Annotated in this window: 1 pseudogene; it reads right to left on the bottom strand. The window is 71.3% G+C overall.

What is annotated here, in order from left to right:
* Positions 1–380: pseudogene (locus ACOADB_RS09195) on the bottom strand (hypothetical protein); the annotation flags it as partial.

The raw sequence follows: 380 nt of genomic DNA, 5'->3' as shown, positions 1-380 counted from the left end.
TGCCGACCTCGGCCTCGAGGAGCCGCCGGTGGGTGCGCAGCAGCCAGAGCCGCAGGGGCGTGTCACCGGCGAGCGTGACGCCGTACGAATCGAGCTCGGCGCGCCGTCGCGTCGCCACGACCCGGCGCTCGTGCAGGTCGGTGATCGGCTCGAGCAGCTCGAGCTTCTGCTCCTCGGTGCGCATGGCGACGTACGCCGCGTCGAGGTCGTCGAAGTGCTCGATGGCCCGGTCGGCAGCGGCATAGGTCGCCGGCCGCTCGAGCACCATGTCCTTGTAGAGCTCGTCGACGCTGCGCACCTGGTTGCCAGCCTGGATCCGCGCGAGCAGCCGCAGCGCCTTGGCACCATCACCGTTCGCACCGATGCCGAGCCGCGCGTGT

Origin of the sequence: Nocardioides sp. CPCC 206348 (assembly GCF_048654705.1) — a bacterium.
GTDB lineage: Bacteria > Actinomycetota > Actinomycetes > Propionibacteriales > Nocardioidaceae > Nocardioides.
This window is presented reverse-complemented; position numbering and strand designations above follow the sequence as displayed.